This is a genomic window from Pseudoroseicyclus sp. CXY001 (genome assembly GCF_041714655.1).
GTDB lineage: Bacteria > Pseudomonadota > Alphaproteobacteria > Rhodobacterales > Rhodobacteraceae > Pseudoroseicyclus_A.
This window is the reverse complement of sequence record NZ_CP168219.1, coordinates 1,013,940-1,031,560: the sequence shown is the minus strand read 5'-3', so window position 1 is coordinate 1,031,560 and position 17,621 is coordinate 1,013,940. Positions and strand designations below refer to the sequence as shown.

Below are 17,621 nucleotides of genomic sequence, written 5' to 3'. Positions count from 1 at the left end.
CACCATGCGGCTCTGGGCGGAAGAGGCTCTCCTGCCGGACGGCTGGGCGAAGGACGTGGCGATCGGCGTCGAGGCGGGGCGGATCACCGAGGTGACGCCCGGCGCGCCGCCGCTCGGGCCGCGCCACGCGATGCTCCTCCCCGCCCCGGCCAATGCCCATTCCCACGCCTTCCAGCGCGCCATGGCCGGGCTGACGGAGCGGCGCGGACCCGACCCGGCCGACAGTTTCTGGACATGGCGGCGGCTGATGTTCCGCTTTCTCGAGGCGATCACGCCGGAGCAGATCGAGGCCATCACCGCCTTCGTGCAGATGGAGATGGCGGAAGCCGGCTTCGGCGCCTCTGTGGAGTTCCACTACCTCCACCACCGCCCCGACGGCGCGCCCTATGACGACCTCGCCGAGACCTCCGCCCGCGTCGCCGCCGCCGCCGCGACCTCGGGGCTGGGGCTGACGCTGCTGCCCGTCGCCTATCAGTTCGGCGGGCTCGACCGGCGCGCGCTGGCGCCGGGCCAGCGGCGCTTCGGCAACGATGCCGAGCGCTTCGCGCGGCTCCACGAGGGGGCCGGAGCGGCGCTCGGGCCGCTGCCGGAGGACGCGCGGCTCGGCGTGGCGCTCCATTCGCTCCGCGCGGTGGCGGCGGAGGATCTGGCGCCGCTGGCGGCGCTCTCCTCCGGCCCCGTCCACATGCATCTGGCGGAGCAGGTGGCGGAGGTGGAGGAGGTGGAGGCCGCCCTCGGCGCCCGCCCGGTGGGCTGGGCGCTGGAGAACCTGCCCCTCTCGCCCGACTGGTGCCTGATCCACTGCACGCAGATGACCCCCGAAGAAACGGAGGCGCTGGCGCAGACCGGCGCCGTCGCCGGGCTCTGCCCGCTGACCGAGGCGAGCCTCGGCGACGGGATCTTCGACGGCGTCCGCTGGCTCGGCGCCGGCGGGGCGCTGGCCATCGGCTCTGACAGCAACATCCGCATCTCGCTGGCCGAGGAGCTGCGGCAGCTCGAGACCTCGCAGCGGCTCCGCGACCGCTCCCGCGCCGCGCTGGCGACGGCGGAGCGCTCCACCGGCCGGCGGCTCTTCGAGGCGGCGGTGGCGGGCGGGGCGCGGGCGGCGGGCCGAGGCGAGAGCGGCCTCAGGGTGGGCGCGACGGCGGACCTTTTGGCGCTCGACATGCGCCACCCCGATCTGCAGGGGCTCTCGGGCGACACGGTGCTCGACAGCTTCATCTTCGCCGGCGGCACCGACATGGTGGCCGACCTCTGGTCGGCCGGGCGGCATATCGTGACCGGCGGACGGCATGTCGGCCGCGAGGGCATCACGGCCGCCTATCGCGAGGCGGTGGCGGGGCTCAGGGCCAAGGCCTGAGGGGGCCATCTCGGGCGCGCTAAGGGAGGTGGCCCACCTAGCCGAGCTTTCCGTAGGGTGGGTTTGCAACCCACCGCCCCCTTTCAACCGGGAGCACCGTCGCCGCGCAGGGCGAGCGCCGGCCCGGGGGGTGGCGCTCCGACAGTGGAGCGGCGCGCTTTATGGTGCAGGCCGCTTCCCCGCCCGACCGCTGCGCCCAGCCCAACCAGAGCGCCAGCCCGCGGGACGGGCCGGCGCTCGCCCTGCGCCTTCGGCGCGCATCGGGCGGGGACGACGCTCGGGCGTTGCGAAATAGTGGGACCTCCGGGGGCCCGCCAAGCCACCAAAGGGTGAACCCCCTAACCCGCGCCGCGGATCGAGCCCCGCACCACGGCCGGCATCGGCACCAGCTCTTCGCCCTGGCTCTGCGCCAGCACCCGGTCCACCGCCAGCTCGCCCATCCGGTCGTGCGGCAGCGCGATCGTCGTGAGGCCGGGGCGCAGGTAGGCGGCGAGCTCGTCATTGTCGAAGGAGACGATGGAGAGATCCTCCGGCACCCTCACCCCCGCCTCCGCGCAGGCCTGATAGGCGCCGAAGGCCAGCCGGTCGTTGAGGCAAAGAAGCGCCGAGGGCCGGTCGCCCGAGGCCAGCAGCGCCGCCACCGCCTCAAAGCCCCGCGCCGGCTCCCATTCCCAGATCGAGACCTCATGCGCGAAGGCGAGCCCGCGCTCGGCCATCCCGGCCCTTATCCCCGCCAGCCGCCGCTGGATCGGCAGCGAGCGGAAGAGGCCGCGCTCCTCCTCCTCGTTGATGCCGATCAGCGCCACCTCCCCGGCCACGCCGGCCTCGGCGAGCAGCCGCACCGCCTCGCGGCCGCCACCCTCCTCATCGGGCAGCACCCAGCTCGGGCACTGGCTGGAGGTGCCGTTCAGCACGACCATCGGGATAGCCGGCGGCGTCTTGGGCAGCGTGATCTCGCGGGCGCGCATGGAGGCGAAGATGATGCCGTCGATCTGCCGGTCGAGCGCCGAATCGATGGCGAGCGCCTCGCGCTCGGGCACACCGCCCGTCTCCATCACCATCAGCATCTGCCCGGCGCGGGCCGAGCCCTTGAGGGCGCCGCGGATGAGGCCGTTGGCGAAGCGCGTCGTCGCGACGTGATCGGAGATGAAGGCGAGCGCATGGCTGCGGTCGGTCCGCAGCGCCCGCGCGGCGGCGTTCGGGCGATAGCTCAGCTCGGCGGCTGCCTGATGGACACGGGCATGGGTTTCCTGCGAAAAACGGGTGTCGGGCCGCCCCGAGAGAATCATCGAGACGGTGGCCGAAGAGACGCCGGCGCGCCGCGCCACATCCGCCATTGTCGTCCGCCCCTTGGCCATCCCGCCCTCACCCCGTCTTTGATCAATCGGTTTACTAAGGGGATTGTCATCCGTTGCCAAATTGATAAATCGTTTTAGCAAGACGGAGGACGCGGAGGACCCACGATATGCCCAGACGGCTCGCCAGCAGGCGTTTGACCGAAGGCCCCGGCGCATGAAGGCCGACGCCCTCAGCTTCGTCGGCCGGTCCGCCACCGGCTTCGACAAGGTCGCGGAGGTTTTCCGCGCGGGCTTCGCGGGCCGGTCCGAGATGGGCGCGAGCCTCGTGATCTATCAGGGCGGGCGGCAGGTCGTGTCGCTCCATGGCGGCGTCGCCGACGCCCGCACCGGGCGCCGCTGGGCCCCGGGCACGCTGACGCCGGTGTTTTCCTGCTCCAAGGGCATGATGTCGCTGCTGCTCGCCGGGCTCGTCGAAGAAGGCCGGCTCGATTACGACACGCCCGTCGCGGCGCTTTGGCCGGAGTTCGCTGCCGAGGGCAAGGGCGCCACGACCGTGGCCGAGGCCATTGCCCACCGCGCCGGCCTGTCTGCCGTGCGCGACTGGCTGACCTCCCCCGAGGAGATCGCCGATTTCGACGGCATGGTCGCCCGCCTCGCCGCGCAGGCGCCGCTCTGGGAGCCGGGCACGGGCCATGCCTATCACGCGATCACGCATGGCTGGTTGACGGGCGAGATCGCCCGCCGCGCCGCCCTTCTGCCCCCGGCCGAGGCCTTCGCCCGGCGCATCGCCGCGCCGCTCGGTGCCGACATCTGGTTCGGACTGCCCGACGAGCGCCGCGACCGGCTCGCCCATGTTCGCGTGCACCCCGGCCTCACGGCCGCCTGGGTCGAGGAGGCGAAGAAGGACAGCGTCGAGGCGCCCTACTGGCCCTACAGGGCCATGACCTTCGGGGCCGCCCTGCCCGCCGATCTGGTGACGGAGGACGGCGGCTGGAACGCCCCCGTCCTGCAGCGCGCCGTGATCCCTGGCGCCGGGGCCATCGCCTCCGCCGAGGCGCTCGCCCGCATCTGGTCGGCCAGCGTGGCGGAGACGGACGGCGTCCGCCTCATCTCGCCCCAGACGGCCGCACGGATGACCGAGCTGCAATCCGCCGGGCCGCATGTATTCGAGGGGCCCGGCCCCTTCGCGGCCTGGGGCATGGGCGTGCAGCTCGACAGCGAGGCGCGCCGCTACCTTGGGCCCAAGAGCTTCGGCCATGACGGCGCCGGCGGGCAATGCGCCTTCGCCGACCCCGAGGCCGGCATCGGCTTTGCTTTTGTCACCAACTGGATGGAGGGCGCGGGCGACACCCGGGCCACCGACATCATCGACGAATTGCGGGCGGCGCTCTGACGGCGCCCCCGACAAACCCGGCCAAAAGCCGGACCACAGTGGAGGAAATGAGATGACGACCACGAAACTCATCGCCGGCCTCGCGCTCGGCGCCTCGGCGCTGGCCACGGCCGCCGCCGCGCAGGATTGCGGCAGCGATCCCGTGACGCTCAACGCCTATTTCGAGACGGGCTTCCCGCTCCCCACCGAGCTCGCGACCGAGTTCACCAACCAGTACCCGAACGTGACCTTCGACATCCGCGAAGACCAGTTCGCCAACCTGATGGAGAACACGCCGCGCCTACTCAGCCAGGACGGTGCGCCGGATCTCGTGCGCCTGCCCTCGATCTCGGATCTCGTGACCAACGGGCTTCTGATGAACCTCGATGGCTATTACGAGGATTTCGGCTGGGACTCGTTCCCCGAAGGCAACCTCGTGCAGCTGCGCATCGACGAGAGCGGCCGCCCGCGCGGTGTCGGCAGCCTCTATGCCATGGGCCTCAACTACTCGACGACCGGCGTCTTCTGGAACAAGGACCTCGGCGCCGAGATCGGCCTGACCGAGGCGCCGACGACGCTCGCCGAGCTCGACGCTGCCATGGCAGCCGCCAAGGAGGCCGGCATCCAGCCGATCATGCAGTGGAACAAGGAGACCGCCGGTCTTGCCTTCCCGCTGCAGAACCTCATGGGCGTCTATGGCGACCCCGAGCCGATCAACGCCTGGATCTTCCAGCAGGAAGGCGCGACGATCGACACGCCGGAGAACCTGGAGGCCGCCGAGCACCTCGAGGACTGGATCGAGGCGGGCTACTTCCCCTCCGATGCCAATGCCGTCGACTACTTCACCATGATGAGCCGCTTCACCGGCGGTGAGGGGCTCTTCATGTTCAACGGCGACTGGGAATCTGCCAACCTGCAGAACTCCATGGGCTCCTCGGTCGGCTTCTTCCTGATGCCGCCGATGGAAGAGGGCGGGCGCCACGCCACCATGTCGTCGCCGCTGACCTTCGGCATCGGCGCCAATGCGGCGAACCCCGATTGCGCCGCGTTCTTCCTCGACTGGGTGGCCACCAACGAGACCGCCCGCGAGATCAACGTCGCCGTCGGCGGCTCCAACCCGGGCGGCCCGGCCGACATGGCCATCCCGCCGCAGGAAGAGGGCTCGCTTATCAGCCAGACCCTCGCGGCCGGTCAGGTCATCGGTGCCGACAACGGCGCGATGGACTTCATCGCCAACGCCACCGGCGCGATCTTCGCCGCCGGCTGGACGCCGGAGCTGCAGAAGATGGTCGGCGGCCAGCAGGACCCGGCCGGTCTTCTTGCCGATGTGCAGGAAGAATACGAAGACCAGCTCGCCCGCTGAGGCGCAGCCGTAGGGAGGTCGGATGACCCACCTTGAAAACAGCACCGCCGGAGCCCCCGTGGCTCCGGCACCGCGCCCGGCGGCCAGCCGCCGGGCGAAGGCCCAGCGGCGGGCGATGATCCTGTTCATCGCCCCCGCCTTCCTGATCTATGCCGCCTTCGTCTTCGTGCCGCTCGGCATGTCGGTCTATTATTCCCTGCTCCGCTGGGACGGGATCGGCGAGATCGCGACCTCCGCCCGCTTCTACGGGCTGAGGAACTACATCGAGGTGCTGACCGACGACGATCTTCTGCAGATCATCGGCAACGCCTTCCAGCTGGCGCTGTGGTTCACCATTCCGCCCGTCTGCCTCGGCCTCGCGGTGGCCTCCGCCATCCGCAGCCAGATGGCCGGGCGCTTCGGCACCGCCACGCGCACCATCCTCTTCCTGCCGCAGGTCATCCCGCTCGTCGCCGCCGGCATCGCCTGGAGCTGGATGTACGACAGCTACGGCGTCGTGAACCAGTTCCTCCGCTGGGTCGGGCTCGAGAGCTGGACGCGCGGCTGGCTCGGCGACTTCACCTATGCGCTGCCCGCCGTCGGCATCATCGGCGCCTGGGTGCTGCTCGGGCTCTGCACCATGCTCCTCGTCACCGGCATCGCCCGCATCGACGGCTCGCTCTACGAGGCCGCCAAGCTCGACGGCGCCCGGCCGCGTCACGAGTTCCGTTTCGTGACCCTGCCGGGGCTCAAGAACGAGATCGGCATCTGCATCACCGTGACGATCATCCAGGCGCTGTCGTCCTTCGACATCGTCTATATCGCCACCGCCGGCGGCCCGGGGATCGAGACCACCGTGCCCGGGCTCGAGATCTATCGCCTCGCCTTCGCCCACCGTCAGGTCGGGCTCGCCTCGGCGCTGGCAATCGTGCTGATGATCCTCGTTCTCGCCTGCGTGCTGCCGATCCAGTGGGCGCTGAGGGACCGCAACAAATGACCTTTCCGCGCCTGCGCACCAACGCGCTCTTCGCCCGTGGCCTGATCGTCCTTCTGATGATCGTGACGCTGCTGCCGTTCCTGTCGATGCTCTCCGCCGCGCTCGCGCCGTCGGGGAGCTACCCCTCGGGCCTCGAATGGCCGAGCGACCCGGCCTGGGGCAACTTCGCCAAGGCCTGGCAGGTCGCCAACATGACCGAGCTCATGACCTCCTCGGTGCTCATCGTGCTCGGCACCGTGCCGGCGGCCGTCCTCTTCGCCACCATGGCGGGCTTCGGCCTTGCGAAGCTCACCACGAAGCGCTCGGCCTGGTTCTACCTCGTCTTCGTCATCGGCCTGACCCTGCCCTTCGAGGCGGTCATCACGCCGCTCTATTTCGAGGTGCGCGAGCTCGGCCTTCTCAACACGCGCGGCGCGATCATCCTGCCGCTCATCGGGCTCTACATGCCCTTCTCCGTCTTCTGGATGCGGGCGCATTTCCTGTCGATCCCGCAGGACCTCTCGGAGGCCTCGCAGCTCGACGGCGCGCGGCGCTGGCAGGAGTTCTGGATGGTGCAGGTGCCGCTCGCGCGGCCGGCGATCATGTCGCTCTCCATCCTGCTGTTCCTCTGGACGTGGAACCAGTTCCTCCTGCCCGTCGTGCTCGTGCAGGAACCGACCCGCCGCACCATGGCCGGGGCGCTCGGCGCCTTCCAGGGCCAGTGGGGCACCGACATCCCGCTTCTCTGCGCGGGCTCGCTCATCATCCTGGCACCGACCGTGATCCTCTTCCTGATCTTCCAGCGCCAGTTCGTCGCCGCCCTCCTGCAGGGCGCGGTCAAAGGATAAGACAATGGCAGACCTCAAACTGCGCGGCGTGCGCAAGGCCTACGGGGCCGCAGACGTCATCAAGGGCGTCGATCTCGACATCGCCCATGGCGAGTTCGTCGTCTTCGTCGGGCCCTCGGGCTGCGGCAAGTCCACGCTCCTGCGCCTGATCGCGGGGCTGGAAGACATCACCTCCGGCGACATCGAGATCGGCGGCAAGCTGGTGAACGATGTCGAGGCGCGCGACCGGGGTGTCGCCATGGTCTTCCAGAGCTACGCGCTCTATCCGCACATGTCCGTCCGTGACAACGTCGGCTTCGGGCTCCGCCTCGCGCGTGTGCCGAAGGCCGAGCGCGCGAAGGCGGTGGAGGAGGCCGCGCGCATCCTGCAGATGGAGCCGCTCCTCGACCGCAAGCCCGCGCAGCTCTCCGGCGGGCAGCGGCAGCGCGTGGCCATCGGCCGCGCCATCGTCCGCGATCCGGAGGTCTTCCTCTTCGACGAGCCGCTCTCGAACCTCGATGCCGCGCTCCGCATGGACATGCGGGCGGAGCTGGCGCGCCTGCACCAGCAGCTCGGCGCCACGATGATCTACGTCACCCACGACCAGGTGGAGGCGATGACCCTCGCCGACAAGATCGTCGTCCTGAAGGATGGCGAGGTGCAGCAGATCGGCGCGCCGATGGAGCTCTACGACCACCCCGCCAATCTCTTCGTCGCCGGCTTCATCGGCGCGCCGAAGATGAACCTGCTCGAGGCCGACGTCACCTCCGTCGACGGCGCGACGATCCGGCTCGGCGGGGCGGATCTGACGGAGCTGACCGTGACGGGCGCCGCCGGCACCCTGCCCGCCCGGGGCGAGGCGGTGACGCTCGGCATCCGCCCGCATGACCTGATCCCGGCCGCAGACGGCCCGCTCCGCCCGCGCATCGACCTGATCGAGCGGCTCGGGCACGAGACGATCATCGCGGGCGCCCTGCCCTCCGGGGCGCGGCTGACGGCGGTGCTCGAGGCGCGGAGCCCCGTCAGGCTCGACGAGGAGGTGCCCCTCTCCGTCGCACCGGGCGCCGCGCGGCTCTTCGCGGCCTCGGGCGAGGCCGTACCACTCAAGGCGGACTGACGCCAGGCTGACCCGGGCGCCCCCGGCGCTCAGAACCAGTCGAACCCGTCATCGCCGCCCGACTGCGCGGCACTGGTGGCAGCCGCCGGCGGCGGCGGGGCCAGCTCGGCGCCGCAGAGCCTGTCGTGAATGTGCCGCTCCTCGGGCACCGAGTAGAGCCCGCGCATCCAATCGGCCGCGCTGCGCGCCGGTGGCTGCTGCCAGAGCGCCGCCGGATCCGCCTGTGGCAGCGCCTGCCGCATCCGCGCGACGAGCGCGTGCATCCGCGCCGTCGTCGCCTGTTCGGCCACCATCCGGCGCGCGCAGTCGCGGAAGGAGGCGGCGGCGCGCGGCCCCTCGACCTCCAGCTCCTTCAGCCGCTCGCCGAGCTCGGCCCAGAGCCCCAGCATGCGGCCGAGCCCCTCCAGCCGCTCGCTGATCCCGCCCAGATCGTCCGCCCGCCCCTCGCCGGCGCCCACCGTGGTGGCGACCGTTTCGCTCACCACGTCGAGCTGGCGCACGATCTCGCCCCGCGAGGCGAGGCATTCATCGACCATCCGGCCGATCTCGGCGGCGACATAGCTCATCGCGGCCCGGCCCCGGCTCGACCGGCGGCTCGAGAGAGAGACGTTGTAGCTGCCGAGCTTCATCTGCTCGTCGACGGAGCTCTGCGCCTCGAGCACGCCCTGCATCCGCCCGACCGTCTCGCGCAGCTTGCGCAGCTCTTCGTCGAGCCCCTCCCGCTTGCGGCGAGAGGCCTGAAGCGCCGCGAGGCCCTTGCCGCTCAGCGCCTGCAGTTCGGTCAGGAGGGGAGCGAGGTCGGAGCTCTCCATGAGTTGGCGCGCGCCGACGACGAGCTCTTCCGTCTCCTCCGCGATGATCTGCATCGTGCGGTTGATCCGGCGGAGCGTCGCGTCGAGCTCCAGCGTCGCCGCGTCGAGCTGCGCGACGGCGATGATGCCGATGAGCGCGCCGGCGGCGTCGCCCCCGGCGGGATAGCGCTCCAGCGCGTCGAAGGCATGTTCGAGCCGCTGGCGGAAGCTGTCGCCCACTTGCATGTCGGTCAGCCCCGCGCTCAGCCGCGCCGTCAGCCCGCCAACGGCGCCGGCCAGCCGCCCGGCATCGCTGGCGGCGACCTGCAGGCGCGGGGCGACGCTGGTCGAGACCGCGAGGAGCGCGCCGTTCATCCGTTCGAGATCCTGCAGGCCGCCGTCACGAAAGCCCGCCTGCCGGGCGCCGATGCCGGCGGCCATGCGCGCCATCGTGTCGCTGAGGCGCTTCATCTCGGCGTAGCTCTTCTGGCTCCGCTCGGTCAGGCGCTTGATCTCCTGCGAGAATTCCGTGCTCTGCCCCTGGCCGCATTCGACCTCGACCACACGCGCGGTGCTCGTGAAGGTCTCGAGCATCTTCACCTGGTCGCGCAGGTGCTGCATCGGCTTGCGATTCTCTTCGAGCACCCGCGCGATGCGGGCCACCGCCTCGCTCTCGGCGCCATGCGCCGCGCCGGCGCCCTGCACGCGGCCCGCCATCACCTCGACCGCATCGACCACGCCGGCGGCGGAGAGATCGGCGAGCCCCTCCCCGCAGGAGGCGAGCGTGCGCGTCAGCACCGACAGGGAATCCTGCCCGGCGATCAGCGCATCGGCCGCGGCGGTGAAGACCTGCTCCACCGTCGAGACCACGGCCGTCAGCTCGTTCAGGTCGCCGGGGGCCTCGGTCCCCCGCCTTTCGGCAGTCTGCATGCGATTCACGGTCCTCAAGGCGGGGCGCTGCGGCCCGTGCGGGCGGCATCCATGGGTCCGGGTCACCATAGGGTTGCTGTCTGAACGAAGTGTTAGGCAGGGCGCCCCGATCTGGCCGGCTTTCAGCTTCTGGTAGCACTTGCCGCCTAGACACCGCCGCGGGATCCGGTCCGGGAAGGAAGGCGGGAATGTCGGGATACACGATCGCAGCGGGCGAGGATGCGCAGTTGCGCCTTCTGTCGCTCATCGACGAGGGGGCGGAGCTCATCGCGCTCGATGCGGAGACGCCGCTCGATGCGGCCGGGGCGCAGCTCATCGCCGCCGCGATCCTGACCAGCCGCCGCGGCGGCACACCGCTCGGCCTGCAGATGGCCGAGGGAAGCGACGCGGCGGATCTCTGGGCCCGGCTCGGCTTCGACAGCCTCGCCCCCGCGGCGCCCCTGCCGGAGGCCGCCTCATGAGCCATGTCCTTGTCGTCGACGATTCCGTCTCCGTCCGCCGGCTCATCACCTCGACCCTGCGCATGGCCGGCTACCAGACCATCGAGGCCGGCGACGGCCAGGCGGCGCTGACGGCGGTGCGCAGCGCCATGCCCGCGGCGGTCATCACCGACCAGAACATGCCCAACCTCGACGGGATCGGCTTCATCCGCGCCTTCCGCCAGATGCCGGGCAGCGCCGGGGTGCCGGTCATCTTCCTGTCGACCGAGAACGCTGACACGCTGAAGCAGAAGGCCCGCGAGGCCGGGGCGATCGGATGGATGACCAAGCCCTTCGACGACCAGAAGCTGCTCGGCGTCATCCGCAAGGTGCTCGGCCGATGAGCAACGATGCCGACGATCTCTTCCTGATCGAGGCCCGCCAGCTCGCCGAGAGCCTCGAGGCCGGGCTCCTCGACATGAAGTCCCGCCCGGAGGACCGGACGCTGGTCGACAGCGTCTTCCGCGACCTGCACACGTTGAAGGGCTCGGGCGCGATGTTCGGCCATACGGCGCTGGCGACGTTCCTGCATGACTTCGAGACGGCCTTCGACGCGGTGCGCGAGGGGCGCTTCGCCGTCACCGCGGCGCTGATCGATCTGGGCTTGCGCGCCTGCGACCATGCGGTGACGCTCCTCGAAGGGGGGGAAGCCGCTCCCGGCCAGGCCCTTCTGGCGGAGCTGACCGCGCTGATCTCCGGCGGGGATGCCCCGGCGGCGGCCCCGGCGGAAGAGGGCGCCGCGCCGGAAGAAGGCGCGGGCTCCGGCGACTGGCAGATGGCCTTCCGCCTCGCGGCCGACTGCCTCGTCCTCGGAGCGCGCCCGCAGGTGCTGCTCGACGAATTGCGCGCGCTCGGCGCCACGGATCTGAACCCCGATTTCGATGCGCTGCCGACGCTGATCGATCTGGAGCCCGACCGGCTCTATATCGGATGGCGCCTGCGCCTGCCCGGCCATGTGACCGAGGCGGAGATCCGCGAGGTCTTCCTCTTCAACGAGGAGGATCTGCGGCTCGAGCTCACCCGCGAGCCCGCCGGGCCGCCCCCCGAGGTCGAGGCCGCCACCGCGCCGCCGGCCGCCGGGCCTGTCGCCATGGCGGCCGCCCCGACTCCGCCCGCGGCCCCGCCCCGCGAGCGCACGATGATGCGCGTGCCGGCCGAGCGGCTGGACGAGATGATGAACCGCGTCGGCGAGCTTGTGATCGCCGAGGCCCGGTTGGCCGAGCTCGTCGCGCGCACCGGCGACGCGCAACTCGTCGCTGTGGCGGAAGAGATCCAGCGCCTCGCCACCGGCATGCGCGAGACGACCATGTCGATCCGCATGACGCCGATCGATTCCATCACCAGCCGCTTCCGCCGGCTGATCCACGACCTCAACGGCGCGCTCGGCAAGTCGATCCTCTTCGAGGTCGAGGGCGAGGAGACGGAGCTCGACAAGACGGTCATCGAGCTCCTCGCCGACCCGCTCATGCACCTCATCCGCAATTCCGCCGACCACGGGCTCGAGCTGCCGGAGGTGCGCCGCGCCGCCGGCAAGCCCGAGGCCGGCACCATCCGCCTTTCGGCCCGCTATTCGGGGGCCGAGGTGGTCATCACGCTGGCCGATGACGGCCGCGGGCTCGACGTCGGCCGCATCCGCGCCCGGGCGGAGGAGCGCGGGCTCGTGGCGCCGGAGGCGGAGCTCGACGAGCAGGCGACGCTGGCGCTGATCCTGCAGCCCGGCTTTTCCACCGCCGAGACGGTGACGGAGCTCTCGGGCCGCGGCGTCGGCATGGATGTCGTCAAGCGCACGGTCGAGCAGCTCCGCGGCACGATCGAGGTGGAGAGCGTCCCCGGTCAGGGCACGCGGATCCACATGCGCCTGCCCCTGACGCTCGCCATCATCGACGGGCTGCTCGTCGAGATCGCGGGCGAGCGCTACACGATCCCGCTGGCGGCGGTGGAGCATATCATCGAGCTGCCGGAGGAGCATGCCAAGCGCGGCGACGGCTCGCGCTTCCTCAACATCCGCGACCAGCTCGTGCCCTTCCTGCGGATGCGCGAGCTGCTCGGCAGCGAGGGGCCGCCCGCCCCCTTCCAGAAGGTGGTCGTGGCGACGGCGGGCGAGCTGCGCGTCGGGCTGACCGTCGACCGGATCATCGGCTCCAGCCAGACGGTCATCAAGCAGCTCTCGCCGCTGCACAGCACACTCAAGACCTTCTCGGGCGCGACGGTGCTCGGCGACGGCTCCGTGGCGCTCATCCTCGACGTGCCGCAGCTCGTCGCCTTCGGCCAGATCCGCGACAGCATGGAGGCCGCATGATGGCCGGGCAGGACACGCGCCGGCCGCGCAGCGCGCGCGGCGACACGACGATGGTCACCCTCAGCCTCGGCGGAGAGCTGGTCGGCATCCCGACCGGGATCCTCCGCGAGGTGATCGAGCCCGGCACGATCACGCGGGTGCCGAATGCCTCGGCCTTCTGTGGCGGGCTCTTCAACGTGCGCGGCGCCGTCGTGCCGCTGACCGATCTGCGCATTCCCCTCCGAATGCGCATCAGCCCGCCGACGGAAGAAACCCGCATCCTGGTGCTCGACGTGGTGCTCGACGGCACGCCCGCCGTCGTCGGCATCCTCGCCGAAGAGGTGCACGAGGTGACGGAGGTCTCCGGCGCCAGCCTCGAGGAGGTCCCCACCGTCGGCGCCCGCTGGCCCCGCCATTTCGTCGAGGCGATCGGCCGCAAGGGCGACCGCTTCTTCCTGATCCCCGATCTCGACGCGATCTTTTCGGAGCATCTGAGCAGCTCCGAGGCGGTCGTCGCGCTTCACGCCTGAGGAACCCATCATGCGCCTGACCCTGAAACTGAAGCTTGCCATCACCCTCGTCTTCGTGGTCGCCGCCTCGATCGGCGCCGGGCTGCTCGCGCTCGACAAGCTCGCCGGCATGCAGGACCGGATGATCGAGCTCGTTGATGTCGAGGCCGAGCGCATCCGCCTCGCCGAAGAGCTCGGCTTCGAGCAGATGCGCCTGCAGCGCGACATGCGCGATTTCCTCCTGGCCGAGACGCCGGCGCAGCAGCGCATCGTCCTCACCGACATGGAGGATGCCCGCACGCATCACGACGAGCTCCTGAGCGAGCTCCGCGCGCTCGAGACGCCCGAGGGGCTGGCCGTGCTCGAGCTCTACGAGGGCATCTTCACGCAGATCCTCGAGCTCAATGCCCGCGCCATCGAGCTGGTCCGCGCCGGCGACACCGACGCCGCCTTCCGGCTCATCCGCAGCGAAGGCGAAGAGGCCTGGCACGAGATGGAGATCGAGCTCGACCATGTTCTAAGCATGAACCGCGACAGCCTCGCCACGGCCCCCGTTCATGCCGCGGAGAGCTATACGTCCTCGCGCAACCTGACGATCGCCATCATGGCCGCCATCTCGCTGGTCAGCGGCATCGCGGGGGTCTGGATCGTCATGACGATCTCGAACGGCCTGACGAAGGCCATCAACCTCGCCCGCAAGGTCGCCACCGGCGATCTGACGGACAGTGTGAGCCATGCGAGCCATGACGAGATCGCCGACCTTCTCGGCGCCATGAACGAGATGACCCGCAACCTCCGCCGTGTCGTCGGCGAGGTGCGCAGCGGCGCGGGCCAGGTGGCCGCCGGCTCGTCCGAGATGGCCTCGACCGCCGAGCAGCTCAGCCAAGGCGCGACGGAGCAGGCTTCCTCCACCGAAGAAGCCTCGAGCTCGGTCGAGGAGATGACCGCCAACATCAAGCAGACCGCCGACAACGCCCGGCAGACCGAAGAGATGGCCCGCAAATCCGCCACCGACGCGCGGTTGAGCGGCGATGCCGTGGCCGAGGCCGTCGAGGCGATGAAGACTATCGCCGAGCGGATCATGGTGGTGCAGGAGATCGCCCGTCAGACCGACCTCCTCGCCCTCAACGCCGCCGTCGAGGCGGCGCGGGCGGGCGAGCATGGCCGCGGCTTCGCCGTGGTCGCCTCCGAGGTGCGCAAGCTGGCCGAGCGCAGCCAGACCGCGGCGGGCGAGATCTCCTCGCTCTCCGCCAACACGGTGCGCGCGGCGGAAGAGGCCGGCAAGATGCTCGAGGGCCTCGTGCCTGACATCGAGCGCACCTCCGAACTCGTCAGCCAGATCAGCTCCGCCAGCCAGGAGCTGGCGACCGGCGCGACGCAGGTGAACCTCGCCATCCAGCAGCTCGACAAGGTCACGCAGGAGAACACCTCGGCCTCCGAGCAGATGTCCGCCACGGCGGAGGAGCTGTCGGCCCAGTCCGAGACGCTGCGCGCCTCGATCTCCTATTTCCAGACCGACGAGCGCGACGGCGCGGTCGCGCCCATGAGCGCGCCCGCCGGTGCTGCCGCACCCCGGCGGAGCGGGGCGCCGGCGCCCGCGCCCGTCCGCCGCAGCTCCGGCCCCGCGCCCCGGCCCGCCAAGCTCGACGGCGACGGCTTCGACTTCGACATGAGCGGCGCGGAGGACGAGCTCGATGCCGATTTCGTTCGCCATGCCGGTCGCGGCAGTTCGGCGGCCTGAGGGGTAGGCATGCAGCTTGTCGACACAGTCGTGACCTTCTCGGTCGCCGGGTCGCTCTTCGCGGTCGAGGTGGCCATGGTGCAGGAGATCCTGTCGCCGCAGCGGCCCTCCCGCCTGCCGAATGCCCCGCCGCATCTGCTCGGCCTGATCGACGTCAGAGGGCATTCGGTGGTGCTGGTGGACCTGCGCCGCATCCTCGGCGAGCCGGCGCGGGCGGAGGACGAGGATACCCGCATCCTCCTCCTCAGCCTGCCGGGCACCGGAGGCGCGGTGCACCGGGTCGCCCTGCAGGTCGACCGGGTGATCGAGGTGGCGGCGCTCGACCAGGACGGTCTCGTGGCGCCCGTGGGCGAAGCCGAGATGCTGGCCTGGGACCCGCGAATGCTGCGGGGCATCGGCCGGCGCAACGGCGCGATCACGGCGCTTCTCGACGTCAGTGAAGTGCTCGACCCCGGGCTGATCGTCGCCGCGGCGGCCCCGGCGCCCGCCCCGCGCCAGGCGCCGGCAGACCGCGGCCTCGCCGGCGTGGTGCTCGACATGGAGAGCGACTTGGAGAGCGACATGGCGTTCGGCACCGGCGCCGGGCTCGAGGCCGGCCCCGGCGCCAGCGCGGATGGCTGGCCATGCAGGCCCTGAAGCTCCGGCCCGATTACCGGGAGCGCTTTCGCGACATCATCTACCGGGAGACGGGCATCTGCATGCCCGCCAACAAGGACCATCTGCTCGCCTCGCGCCTCCGCCGACGCTTCATCGAGGGCGGCTTTCACGATCTCGACGGCTATCTGCGCCACCTCTTCGAAGAGGGCGGCCTCGCCCGGGACTGGGAGCTGATCGTCAACCAGGTCACCACAAACAAGACGGAGTTCTTCCGCGAGCGGCGGCATTTCGAGATCCTCTCCGAACAGGTCATCCCCGAGGCGTTGGCCCGCCTCCGCCCCGGCGCCGCTTGCCGCTTCCGGCTGTGGAGCGCCGCCGCCTCCACCGGGGCGGAGGCCTATTCCGCCGCCATGGTGCTCGCCGATGCCGCCGCCGCCGACCGGCGGCTCGACTGGGCGATCCTCGGCACCGACATCTCGACGGCCGTGCTCGCCCAGGCCGAGCGGGCGATCTACCCCAGCCGCGAGCTGACGCCCGTGCCGGCGCAGATGCGCGTGCGCTACACGATGGCGGGGCGAAGCCGGAACGGCGCGGGCAGCGCCCGCTTCGTGCCCGAGCTCCGCCGGCGCATGCGCTTTGCCGAGATGAACCTCATCAACCCGCCCTTCCCCGTCGCCCGTAATCTCGACGCGATCTTCCTGCGCAACGTGCTCATCTATTTCGACGAGGCGCGGCAGGCGCGGCTGATCGCCGACATGGTCGAGCATCTGCGCCCGGGCGGCTGGCTCTTCGTCGGCCATGCCGAATCCATGGTCGTCGAGGACGGACGGCTCGATCACATGGCCCCCGCGGCCTTTCGCAGAAAGGAAAACCAGCCATGACCGGCCGAATCCAGGTGATGATCGTCGACGACAGCGCCAGCGCCCGGGCGGCGCTCAAGCGCCTGCTCGCCGCCGATGACGACATCGAGGTCTTCGCCACCGCGGGCGATCCGTTCGAGGCGGCGGAGGCGATGCGGAGCCAGCTCCCCGACGTGCTGATCCTCGATCTCGCCCTGCCGCGGATGGACGGGCTGACCTTCCTGCGGCGGATCATGGCGCAGCATCCCATGCCGGTGGTCGTCTGCTCGGGCTTCACGGCGAGCGGCTCGGCCAATGCCATGCGGGCGCTGGAATCCGGCGCCGCCGAGGTGATCGCCAAGCCACAGCTCGCCACGAAGGAGGATTGGGCGGAAGCCGAGGTCAGGCTCTGCGACGCGGTGCGCGCCGCCGCCTCCACCGGTGGCCGGCGCCGGGCGCAGCGGCCGGCGCCGAGGGCGATGAGCCCGGGCCCGAAGCTGACCGCCGACGTCATCCTGCCGCCCCGGCCGCCCAACCCCGATGTCGGCCCGCCGGGCGGGCACATCATCGCCATCGGCGCCTCGACCGGCGGCACGGAGGCGCTGACGAAGCTGCTCACCAAGCTCCCCGCCGCCCTGCCGCCCATCGTCATCGTGCAGCACATGCCGGAGCATTTCACCCGCACCTTCGCGCAGCGGCTCGACGGGCTTTGCGAGCTGCAGGTGCTGGAGGCGCAGACGGGCGACCGCCCGGCGCCGGGCACGGTGCTCATTGCCCCCGGCAACCACCACATGCTGCTGCGGCGGAGCGGGCCGGGCTACAAGGTCGATATCGTGAAGGGCGCCTATGTCTCCCGCCACCGGCCCTCCGTGGATGTGCTCTTCCGCTCCGTCGCCCAGGCGGCAGGCAAGAAGGCCTTCGGCCTCATCATGACCGGCATGGGCGATGACGGGGCGCGAGGGCTGCTGGAGATGCGGCAGGCCGGCGCCGAGACGCTTGTGCAGGACGAGGCGACCTCGGTGGTCTTCGGCATGCCGAAGGAGGCGCTGGCCATGGGCGGCGCCGACCGCGCCCGCCCGCTCGGCAAGCTGCCGCTCGACATCCAGACCTGGGCCAGCCAGCTCGCGCCGAGGGGCGCCATCAGCTGGGGCTAGCGGGGGGCGGC

At 71.0% G+C, this 17,621-nt stretch carries 16 protein-coding genes; 14 read left to right on the top strand and 2 right to left on the bottom strand.

The features are described 5' to 3' along the window. Positions 1-4 precede the first annotated feature (4 nt). A complete protein-coding gene (locus tag ACAZ03_RS05100) occupies positions 5-1,360 on the top strand; it encodes a formimidoylglutamate deiminase (RefSeq protein WP_373356310.1) in 1,356 nt (451 codons plus the stop codon). A 338-nt stretch (positions 1,361-1,698) separates the two neighbouring features. On the opposite strand, the gene ACAZ03_RS05095 is transcribed toward ACAZ03_RS05100, so the two are convergent. After that, the gene (locus tag ACAZ03_RS05095) at positions 1,699-2,718 is read right to left on the bottom strand and encodes a LacI family DNA-binding transcriptional regulator (RefSeq protein ID WP_373356309.1); all 1,020 of its coding nucleotides are present in this window, start codon (positions 2,716-2,718) and stop codon (positions 1,699-1,701) included. A 154-nt stretch (positions 2,719-2,872) separates the two neighbouring features. Between ACAZ03_RS05095 and ACAZ03_RS05090 the strand changes: the two genes are divergently transcribed. From ACAZ03_RS05090 to ACAZ03_RS05070, 5 genes are read left to right on the top strand one after another with little or no spacing between them, the layout of a single operon-like run. Continuing rightward, complete coding sequence (locus ACAZ03_RS05090) at positions 2,873-4,051, top strand: serine hydrolase domain-containing protein (protein ID WP_373356307.1); 1,179 nt, start codon at positions 2,873-2,875, stop codon at positions 4,049-4,051. A 52-nt stretch (positions 4,052-4,103) separates the two neighbouring features. After that, entirely contained in the window at positions 4,104-5,393 is a 1,290-nt protein-coding gene (locus ACAZ03_RS05085; RefSeq protein WP_373356306.1) for an ABC transporter substrate-binding protein, read from the top strand. Positions 5,394-5,415: 22 nt separating this feature from the next. Then, positions 5,416-6,369, top strand: coding sequence for a carbohydrate ABC transporter permease (locus ACAZ03_RS05080; RefSeq protein WP_373356305.1), 954 nt, complete (start codon positions 5,416-5,418; stop codon positions 6,367-6,369). Next, entirely contained in the window at positions 6,366-7,196 is an 831-nt protein-coding gene (locus ACAZ03_RS05075) for a carbohydrate ABC transporter permease (RefSeq protein ID WP_373356304.1), read from the top strand. Before ACAZ03_RS05080 ends, ACAZ03_RS05075 begins: the two co-directional genes overlap by 4 nt. Positions 7,197-7,200: 4 nt before the next feature. After that, the gene (locus ACAZ03_RS05070; RefSeq protein ID WP_373356303.1) at positions 7,201-8,292 is read left to right on the top strand and encodes an ABC transporter ATP-binding protein; all 1,092 of its coding nucleotides are present in this window, start codon (positions 7,201-7,203) and stop codon (positions 8,290-8,292) included. Positions 8,293-8,321: 29 nt separating this feature from the next. Here the strand turns inward: ACAZ03_RS05070 and ACAZ03_RS05065 are convergent, their stop codons facing one another. Beyond that, on the bottom strand, positions 8,322-10,013 hold the full coding sequence (locus ACAZ03_RS05065) for a hypothetical protein (RefSeq protein ID WP_373356302.1): 1,692 nt from the start codon (positions 10,011-10,013) through the stop codon (positions 8,322-8,324). Between the two features lie 188 nt (positions 10,014-10,201). Here ACAZ03_RS05065 and ACAZ03_RS05060 point away from each other — a divergent pair, with 188 nt between their 5' ends. Genes ACAZ03_RS05060 through ACAZ03_RS05025 form a run of 8 tightly spaced genes read left to right on the top strand, consistent with a single transcriptional unit; the run spans position 10,202 to position 17,610 of the window. Further along, complete coding sequence (locus tag ACAZ03_RS05060) at positions 10,202-10,474, top strand: hypothetical protein (protein ID WP_373356301.1); 273 nt, start codon at positions 10,202-10,204, stop codon at positions 10,472-10,474. Next, entirely contained in the window at positions 10,471-10,836 is a 366-nt protein-coding gene (locus ACAZ03_RS05055) for a response regulator (RefSeq protein ID WP_373356300.1), read from the top strand. The genes ACAZ03_RS05060 and ACAZ03_RS05055 overlap by 4 nt, the downstream gene beginning before the upstream one ends. Then, entirely contained in the window at positions 10,833-12,791 is a 1,959-nt protein-coding gene (locus ACAZ03_RS05050) for a chemotaxis protein CheA (RefSeq protein ID WP_373356299.1), read from the top strand. The genes ACAZ03_RS05055 and ACAZ03_RS05050 overlap by 4 nt, the downstream gene beginning before the upstream one ends. Continuing rightward, on the top strand, positions 12,788-13,300 hold the full coding sequence (locus ACAZ03_RS05045) for a chemotaxis protein CheW (protein WP_373356298.1): 513 nt from the start codon (positions 12,788-12,790) through the stop codon (positions 13,298-13,300). Before ACAZ03_RS05050 ends, ACAZ03_RS05045 begins: the two co-directional genes overlap by 4 nt. A 10-nt stretch (positions 13,301-13,310) precedes the next feature. Further along, a complete protein-coding gene (locus ACAZ03_RS05040; protein WP_373356297.1) occupies positions 13,311-15,020 on the top strand; it encodes a methyl-accepting chemotaxis protein in 1,710 nt (569 codons plus the stop codon). Positions 15,021-15,029: 9 nt separating this feature from the next. Further along, on the top strand, positions 15,030-15,656 hold the full coding sequence (locus tag ACAZ03_RS05035; protein ID WP_373356296.1) for a chemotaxis protein CheW: 627 nt from the start codon (positions 15,030-15,032) through the stop codon (positions 15,654-15,656). Beyond that, the gene (locus tag ACAZ03_RS05030) at positions 15,644-16,498 is read left to right on the top strand and encodes a protein-glutamate O-methyltransferase CheR (RefSeq protein ID WP_373356295.1); all 855 of its coding nucleotides are present in this window, start codon (positions 15,644-15,646) and stop codon (positions 16,496-16,498) included. The genes ACAZ03_RS05035 and ACAZ03_RS05030 overlap by 13 nt, the downstream gene beginning before the upstream one ends. Further along, the gene (locus tag ACAZ03_RS05025; protein ID WP_373356294.1) at positions 16,495-17,610 is read left to right on the top strand and encodes a chemotaxis response regulator protein-glutamate methylesterase; all 1,116 of its coding nucleotides are present in this window, start codon (positions 16,495-16,497) and stop codon (positions 17,608-17,610) included. The genes ACAZ03_RS05030 and ACAZ03_RS05025 overlap by 4 nt, the downstream gene beginning before the upstream one ends. Positions 17,611-17,621: the final 11 nt, after the last annotated feature.

What these genes read in the sequence shown, in the direction of transcription:
- ACAZ03_RS05055 (WP_373356300.1), top strand. Translation starts at nt 10,471, where the DNA reads ATGAGCCATGTCCTTGTCGTCGACGATTCCGTCTCCGTCCGCCGGCTC.
- ACAZ03_RS05075 (WP_373356304.1), top strand. Translation starts at nt 6,366, where the DNA reads ATGACCTTTCCGCGCCTGCGCACCAACGCGCTCTTCGCCCGTGGCCTG.
- ACAZ03_RS05080 (WP_373356305.1), top strand. Translation starts at nt 5,416, where the DNA reads ATGACCCACCTTGAAAACAGCACCGCCGGAGCCCCCGTGGCTCCGGCA.
- ACAZ03_RS05090 (WP_373356307.1), top strand. Translation starts at nt 2,873, where the DNA reads ATGAAGGCCGACGCCCTCAGCTTCGTCGGCCGGTCCGCCACCGGCTTC.
- ACAZ03_RS05070 (WP_373356303.1), top strand. Translation starts at nt 7,201, where the DNA reads ATGGCAGACCTCAAACTGCGCGGCGTGCGCAAGGCCTACGGGGCCGCA.
- ACAZ03_RS05095 (WP_373356309.1), bottom strand. Translation starts at nt 2,718, where the DNA reads ATGGCCAAGGGGCGGACGACAATGGCGGATGTGGCGCGGCGCGCCGGC.
- ACAZ03_RS05035 (WP_373356296.1), top strand. Translation starts at nt 15,030, where the DNA reads ATGCAGCTTGTCGACACAGTCGTGACCTTCTCGGTCGCCGGGTCGCTC.
- ACAZ03_RS05030 (WP_373356295.1), top strand. Translation starts at nt 15,644, where the DNA reads ATGCAGGCCCTGAAGCTCCGGCCCGATTACCGGGAGCGCTTTCGCGAC.
- ACAZ03_RS05085 (WP_373356306.1), top strand. Translation starts at nt 4,104, where the DNA reads ATGACGACCACGAAACTCATCGCCGGCCTCGCGCTCGGCGCCTCGGCG.
- ACAZ03_RS05060 (WP_373356301.1), top strand. Translation starts at nt 10,202, where the DNA reads ATGTCGGGATACACGATCGCAGCGGGCGAGGATGCGCAGTTGCGCCTT.
- ACAZ03_RS05050 (WP_373356299.1), top strand. Translation starts at nt 10,833, where the DNA reads ATGAGCAACGATGCCGACGATCTCTTCCTGATCGAGGCCCGCCAGCTC.
- ACAZ03_RS05065 (WP_373356302.1), bottom strand. Translation starts at nt 10,013, where the DNA reads ATGCAGACTGCCGAAAGGCGGGGGACCGAGGCCCCCGGCGACCTGAAC.
- ACAZ03_RS05045 (WP_373356298.1), top strand. Translation starts at nt 12,788, where the DNA reads ATGATGGCCGGGCAGGACACGCGCCGGCCGCGCAGCGCGCGCGGCGAC.
- ACAZ03_RS05040 (WP_373356297.1), top strand. Translation starts at nt 13,311, where the DNA reads ATGCGCCTGACCCTGAAACTGAAGCTTGCCATCACCCTCGTCTTCGTG.
- ACAZ03_RS05100 (WP_373356310.1), top strand. Translation starts at nt 5, where the DNA reads ATGCGGCTCTGGGCGGAAGAGGCTCTCCTGCCGGACGGCTGGGCGAAG.
- ACAZ03_RS05025 (WP_373356294.1), top strand. Translation starts at nt 16,495, where the DNA reads ATGACCGGCCGAATCCAGGTGATGATCGTCGACGACAGCGCCAGCGCC.